The organism is Microcoleus sp., assembly GCF_049646505.1.
In the GTDB taxonomy this organism is placed as follows: Bacteria; Cyanobacteriota; Cyanobacteriia; order Cyanobacteriales; family Microcoleaceae; genus Microcoleus.
Window position 1 is genome coordinate 1 of sequence record NZ_JBARVX010000282.1, and the last position, 3,336, is coordinate 3,336.

Sequence of the window (3,336 nt, forward strand, 5' to 3'; positions counted from 1 at the left end):
CAGCGACACCGATGTCGAACCAGCCCAGCAAAAAGTCCGCGATATTTTAGTTGAGAAATTCGGCGTTAGCTTAAGAAGCTAACCGTAGGGTGCGTCGCTCTCGAAAATCCCTGAGAAAGCTCGGCAATACCCTAGCGACGCACCTGTACCATCGCGGATTCAGCCAACAAACCCAACAATTATTGGGTAACAAGGTTTTTTAAACATGGTTCTGGTTCCCAGGCTCTACCTGGGAACTTTCTTTAACCCACGGAGGTGGGTTTTGTCTGTCTAGACGCGGTTTCTAACCGCCGGGAGATTTAAGTCGTAATTAAAGGCCGCAACATATCCCGCACCTCGAAAGAAACATCAGGAAATTGCAAAGGAGAACTACTCGCATCGTCCCCCAGCATCAACCGACTTTGATAACCATGCTGACTCGGTTCTCGGAATACGTGAAGTTGCCGATTATTAACATCCAAAACCCAATAATCAGTAATTCCCGACTCAGCATAAATTTTTGCTTTTATGCCGCAATCCGTTCTCAGAGTAGTATCTGCAACTTCAATAATCAAATAAATTTCTAAAGGAGTTGGATGGTGGTCTTCATAGTAAAGTCGATCTGGTATAACTACAGAAATATCCGGTTCAGGTTGAGAGTAATTATTCAGTCGGACAGAATCATGTATACTCAGAAATACCAAACTTCCCAAAGATTTTTGCAGTAGTTCCATTGTACGTTTCACCACTGCACAACGTGGGGGAGTTTTCGTAGCCTTATTTACTATCTGCCCTGCCAATAATTCTACCCGTTCATCTCCATCAAGAATACCAGCTTCAACCATCCGGTGATATTCATAAACATTCAGCAGCCGAATATCCAATAAAGTCATAGTTACCTCATCCCCTCTAACAAAAATCTCTCTTCTTTCCTTCTCTCCCTCTGCGCCCTCTGCGCCCTCTGCGGTTAATCAATCTTATCCAAAAAAAATCTTTAAATCCTGCTACACTCATTGTACAATAAATTTTAAACAAATTCATCTGAGGCTCAAAACCGTGACCAAATATGTAATGTGGGGAAGTTACTGCCAAAACGTTCTCGAAAAACGCGCACCATTTCGAGACGCGCATCTAGCCGGACTTGCCAAGCAGAAGGAATCGGGAGTATTAATTACGATCGGGCCAACAAAAGATTTAACAAAAGTTTTCGCGATTTACGAAGCCGCAGACGAAACGGCAGTGCGAGACTTAGTTGAAACCGATCCTTATTGGGTAAATGGGATTTGGACTGAGTACAACATTAAAGAGTGGATTCAAGCATTTTGAACCTCTAGGGAACTTAGTAATGATTTCGCAAGTTAGTAGAGAAATCAACTTGCTTGACTAATGAATCAATGTCGGCTATCATAGCTCAATTGCATAAGTTGTCAGGCGGTGCGAGGAGGTTGCAGAGTGAATACGCTAAAAACGGCAGACGTGGACTTAGTTGCGGTTGACTGTAGTGACTTATTGGACAAGATTCTAGAAGTTTTAGAGAAGCCGCAGACTCAGAATCCTTTTAAGATACATGGTAATGGCGATCGGCTGCTCATGGACATTGACAGCATAGCCGAAGCAGTCGCAAGTTTGGGAGTAGAAAATCCTTTAGCTTCCGAACGCGGTGTTCGTACCGCAACAGTCAACTTTACTCCCGGTTTCAAAGAACGGTTTCCAAGTCAAGTTACCAAAATTAAAAATAGTTTAAAAGCTCGGCTAGAGTCAACAATTAAGCAACAGAATCAACAGCTTGATATCGAGCAGTTTGTTGCTAGCTTAATTACAGATTTGCAAGATTTTCAAAGTGTCTCTGCTAAGTTAGACTTTAGCTATCCATTTGGCAACTATTCAGGCTTACAAAAGCAGCGCTTGAGTATCCAAAAGAATGCCAGTAGCAAAGAACTGCTGAAATTTCACAAATTAACTATCACCGTTGGCAACACCAGTAAATTTAATACCGAGCTAAAACAAGGCTTAGAAAATTATATCAAATCTCAGTTTGCTAGCGCTAGTGAGAGCGATCGCGAAGACTTAGATTTCATTCTTCAAGATTTAGAAGCCGACCCCAAATCAGATTTCTACAAACTCAAAGAAATTGTAGATACAGAAACAATCGGCAAACTCAAAAAACAGGCACAGATATGTTATCTAGAATTTCTGCAAGACAACCTTACCACAAGCAATAACCAGTCAAATTCTGATGGTATAATTTATTTAAAAGACCTAATCCGGCGTCTCAAGCTGATTGATGAATATATAGGCAATCTCGAAAATGCCGACGGTCATTACTCGGTCAACTATGCCGACACTGACTTGAACTACCGAGATGCTTTTGCTCGCGCTGAATCCTTCGATATGCTGCCTATCATTCCCAAAATAGAAGGATATTTAGGAGAAACCAAAGACGAAAATAAGGGAGATATCCAGTTTGTTTTTGGACTTAAGCTCAAGTTTAATAATCCAGTGCAAGCCTATGGCGGTAAAACAGTCTTTGAGTATTATCTCAATCTGCTTGACCCGGACAGTGAGGAACACAAAGCCGAACTTGATAAGCCGGCTAAAAAAGAAATCTTTGCTAGAAAGCTATTGAAGTTACTATTGTTGTACTATTTCGTTTTTGCCGAAAAAGACCCGTCATCAGATGGTTATACAGTTAATTCGGACTTAGAATACAATCCTATTCCAGGATTTGAGGAAAAAGTATTAACAATTTTCAAAGGTTCTGATGAAGCAGCGAAAAAAATAGTATTACAAGACATCAAAAAAGATTTTGAACAATATAAAATTGCCTCTAAAATAGACTCGCTCAAGAATCTCCTGCAAAAAATTCTGAAACAAAAGCATTTACCGAAAGAATTTCCGCTTCACATTTCGGTCAGAAAAAGCATTTTAGAGGATAGTATGAAAACTATTTCTACAAACTCTACATTTTTTAAGCCAGAGCTGCGAACCAAGCCCAAGGAAGTATTAAAATATATAGCTATTGGTCAAGCAAAGGCTACTCAAAATTCCCTATGTACTCTCACAGCTCAAATCGCAATTAGTGATGTTCATTATTTTTCTACTGACGACTTGCAAAGCTTCAGTATGGAGTATGATATCACAGGTGTGAAAGCTCTGCCAGTTCTGCTAATGCCAAAAGAGCCACTATCCAGAAAAACCTATGATAACCTGTTTACAAAACGAAAAATAGTTGCTTTTCCATACAGTCTAGCTAGCAATAAATGGGATGCAAAAAAAAGTTTTGTGTATCGGTTTACCTTCGATATACTTGCATATACTTGCCTCAAACTCCTGTTGCAAAAACAGAGTAGATTATTC

General features: G+C 40.1%; 2 protein-coding genes and 1 pseudogene. 2 read left to right on the forward strand and 1 reads right to left on the reverse strand.

From position 1 onward, the window contains the following. Nucleotides 1–299 precede the first annotated feature (299 nt). Nucleotides 300–872 (reverse strand): Uma2 family endonuclease, encoded by a 573-nt coding sequence (locus tag WBA89_RS15195; protein WP_424407780.1) that lies wholly within the window; start codon nucleotides 870–872, stop codon nucleotides 300–302. Between the two features lie 163 nt (nucleotides 873–1,035). On the opposite strand from WBA89_RS15195, the gene WBA89_RS15200 reads away from it, so the two are divergent. Both WBA89_RS15200 and WBA89_RS15205 read left to right on the forward strand, forming a co-directional pair. Next, entirely contained in the window at nucleotides 1,036–1,305 is a 270-nt protein-coding gene (locus WBA89_RS15200) for a YciI family protein (protein WP_424407782.1), read from the forward strand. Nucleotides 1,306–1,605: 300 nt separating this feature from the next. Beyond that, nucleotides 1,606–3,336, forward strand: a pseudogene (locus WBA89_RS15205) (hypothetical protein); the annotation flags it as partial.